The sequence below is a fragment of the Rhodanobacter sp. FW021-MT20 genome (assembly GCF_041107475.1).
GTDB lineage: Bacteria > Pseudomonadota > Gammaproteobacteria > Xanthomonadales > Rhodanobacteraceae > Rhodanobacter_A > Rhodanobacter_A glycinis.
The window spans coordinates 1-3,720 of sequence record NZ_JBGBPX010000039.1 but is presented as its reverse complement, the minus strand read 5'-3'; the positions used below and the strand labels follow the sequence as shown (position 1 = coordinate 3,720).

Sequence of the window (3,720 nt, the reverse complement as noted above, 5' to 3'; positions counted from 1 at the left end):
TGTGGCACCTTATTTTTTATAAACAATAGTTTACGGCGTTTTCCGGAAATTTTGAGGATTCCGGCTTAGACCCCCAGGAACCGGCACCGGCCAATCCACTCGCCCTGGACGCCAAGGCGATCAAGGACGCCGGTATTGTGCTCGACAAGGTTGCCCCCCGCGCCTTAACCGACGAACTCAAAGCCCCCGGCGAAGTGAAGGCCGATGCGTATTCCACCGTACTGGTGTCGCCGCGCGTGGAATCGCAGGTGCTGGCCCGCAAAGCCAAGCTCGGCGACGTAGTGAAAACCGGTGCGCCGTTGGTGGTGCTCTCCAGCGTGCAGGTCGCCGAGACGCAAGGTGCGTTGATCGTGGCCGAGCAGGACTGGCAACGGATCGCGTCGCTGGGGCCGCAGGCGGTCTCGGCACGGCGCTACAACGAAGCGAAGGTGCAGCGCGATCAGGCGCGTGCCAAGTTGCGTGCCTACGGACTGTCCGACGGTCAGATCGGTGGCCTGCTGCGCAAGGGTTCGGCCGGTGCGGATGGCAGCTTCGAGCTACTGGCCCCGGCCGGTGGTCGCGTCACCACCGACGAGTTCCTGGTCGGTGAGCGGGTGGAACCGGGCCGCACGCTGTTCACCCTGGTCAAGGAGGATTCGGTCTGGGTCGTCGCGCAGATGGCGCCGGCCGATGCCGAACGGGTCAAGCCCGATGCCGATGTCCGCATCCTCGTGCACGACACCGCGATCCCCGGCAAGGTCGTGCAGCGCTCGCATCAGACCGATGAGCGCACCCGCACGGTGCCGGTGCGCATCGAAGTCGACAACCGCCAGGATCTGCTGCATCCGGGTGAGCTGGTCGAAGCCCGCATCGCCGCCGGCAGCGCGGTGCCGAAGCTGGCCGTTCCCGCCGAAGCGATCGTGTTGCTGCAGAACCAGCCGACCGTGTTCCTCGCCAAAGGCAACGGCCCGTTCGAGCCGGCGTCGGTCATGGTTGGCGATACGCGTGATGGCTGGACGGTGATCACGCAAGGCCTGAAATCCGGCGACACCTACGTGCGCAAGGGCGCGTTCGCTTTGAAGGCCCGCTTGCTGCGCTCGCAGCTGGGAGAAGAATGATGTTGGAACGTCTGGTTGAATTCTCTCTGCGCTACAAGGTGCTGGTACTGATCATCTTCGTGGTGATCGGTTTTCTCGGTTTCCAGGCCGTACGTCAGCTACCCATCGATGCCTTTCCTGATGTCACCCCGGTGCAGGTCAACGTCTACACCGAAGCCTCGGGACTGGCGGCAGAGGATGTGGAGCAACTGCTCACCACGCCGGTGGAGTCGGCGCTGGCCGGCTTGCCCAAGGTGGAGCAGATCCGCTCGGTGAGCCTGTTCGGCCTGTCGTATGTGTCGGTCTATTTCGACGACAGCATGGACATCTACTTCGCCCGTCAACTGGTCAACGAGCGGCTGCAACAGGTCGGCGATCGTTTGCCGGCGGGTTATGGCAAACCGGAAATGGGACCGAACACCTCCGGTCTCGGCCAGGTGTTCTGGTACACCGTCGAGCGCGCCGACAACACCTTGAAAGGCGCCACGGCCGGTACGGCACCGAACGACATGGATCTGCGCACGCTGCAGGACTGGACCATCCGTCTGATCCTGCGCACCGCGCCGGGTGTCGATGACGTCAGCTCGTGGGGCGGGCAGGAAAAGCAGTTCCAGGTGCGCATCGATCCGATGAAACTGATCGCGCACAAACTCGGCTTCAAGAACGTAATCGAGGCACTGCAGGCGAACAATGCGCAAGTCGGCGGCAACTTCGTCGACGTGGGGCGCGAGCAGTACCTGGTGCGCGGGTTGGGCTTGATCCAGAACGCCAAGGATCTGGGCAACATCGTGTTGAAGACCGAAGACGGCACGCCGGTCTACGTGCGGGACGTGGCCACCATTACCGAGGCCGGGGCACCGCGCACCGGGGCGGTGACGCGTGATGGCAAGGAAGTCGTGCTGGGCATGGCGCTGGCGCGCATCGGCGAGAACGCCAAGAGCGTGGTCGATGCGGTCAAAGCCAAGCTCGACACGGTGAAGCAGGCGTTGCCGCCCGGTGTCGTAGTCAAGCCGGTGTACGAGCGCACCGAACTGGTCAATGCGGCGGTGGGCACCGCGGTGCGCGCGCTGGTGGAAGGCTCGATCCTGGTGGCGCTGGTGCTGTTCCTGTTCCTGGGCGAATTTCGCAGCGCGCTGGTGGTCGTGGTCGCGTTGCCGCTGGCGATGCTGATCGCCTTCATCTGCATGAATCAGGTGGGGCTGTCGGCCAACTTGATGTCGCTGGCGGGCTTGGCGATCGGTATCGGCATGATGGTGGATGGCGCGGTGGTGATGGTGGAGAACGCCTACCGCATCATGGCCGAGCGCAAGGCGCATGGCGGTCCGGTGGATCGCACTGCCGCCGTGCTGGCGGCCGCTCGTGAAGTAGCCAATCCAATGGCGTTCGCGATCCTGATCATCATCGTGGTGTTCCTGCCGCTGTTCAGCCTGCAGGGACTGGAAGGCAAGATGTTCAAGCCGATGGCGTTCAATATCAGCTTCGCGATGGCCGGCTCGCTGATTCTCGCCTTGACCCTGATCCCGGTACTCGCCGCGCTGGTGTTGAAGCCGAAGGAAGAGAAGGACACCTGGCTGGTGGCGTTCCTGAAACGTCATTACGCCACGGTACTCGCCTGGGCGCTGGCACGCCGCAAGTTGGTGCTGGGCATCGCCGCCGGGGCCTTGATCGGCAGCCTCGCGCTGTTCCCGTTCCTGGGCAAGGAGTTCATGCCCAACCTGAAGGAAGGCGCCATCATGTGGCGCATCACCTCGATCCCGTCGGCGTCGCTGGACGAGTCGATCGCCATCTCCAAACAGGTCTCGACACTGGTCAAACAGAAGTTTCCCGAGGTCGAGACCACACTGGCGATGATCGGTCGCGCCGAGAAAGGCGAGACGGCAGATGTGAACTACATGGAGGTGTACACGCCGCTGAAACCCAAGGATCAATGGCGCAAGGGCGAGACGCTGGAAAGCATCGAGGAAGCGATGCAGAAGGAATTGTCGGCGGCGTTGCCGACCGCCGTGGTGAGCTATACCCAGCCGATCCAGATGCGCATCGAGGAATTGATTTCCGGCGTGCGTGCCACGCTGGCGCTGAAGATCTATGGAGATGACTTGGGCGAGTTGGATCGTCTGAGCGGTCGCATCAAGAACGTGCTGGCCGGGGTGCCGGGCGTGGCGGATCTCGCACTGGAGGCAAACATCGGCAAGCCGCAGATCCGCATCAAGGTGGATCGCGATGCGTTGGCTCGCTATGGCTTGAACGCCGACGACGTGCTCACCGTGGTGAAGAACGGCATCGGTGGCGAGCCGGTGACGACCTTGCTCGACGGCGTGAAGCGCTTCGATATCGCGGTACGGCTGGACGATGCCGACAAGGCCTCCTTGCCGGCGATCCAGCGCATTCCGATCCGTACGCCCAGCGGCGCGTTGGTGCATTTGTCGCAGGTGGCCGAGGTCAGCGATGCGGAAGGCTATTCGTTCATCCGCCGCGAGCAGTTGCAGCGCTATGCGGTGATCCAGATGGACGTGCGCGGCCGCGACATCGACGGCTTCGTCAAGGACGCCAATGCGGCCATCGCGCAGCAGGTGAAGTTGCCGACTGGCTATTACAGCGAATGGGGCGGCGCGTTCGAGAACCAGCAGCGGGCGTTGAAGCGATT

The 3,720-nt window shown here is 63.2% G+C and carries 2 protein-coding genes; both read left to right on the top strand.

Features of this window, described 5'->3' with window-relative positions:
• Positions 1 to 104: 104 nt before the first annotated feature.
• The gene (locus AB7849_RS19445; protein WP_081491802.1) at positions 105 to 1,097 is read left to right on the top strand and encodes an efflux RND transporter periplasmic adaptor subunit; all 993 of its coding nucleotides are present in this window, start codon (positions 105 to 107) and stop codon (positions 1,095 to 1,097) included.
• Positions 1,097 to 3,720 (top strand): efflux RND transporter permease subunit (locus AB7849_RS19440; RefSeq protein ID WP_369501562.1); only part of this gene is annotated, 2,624 nt, incomplete at its 3' end. The genes AB7849_RS19445 and AB7849_RS19440, both read left to right, overlap by 1 nt.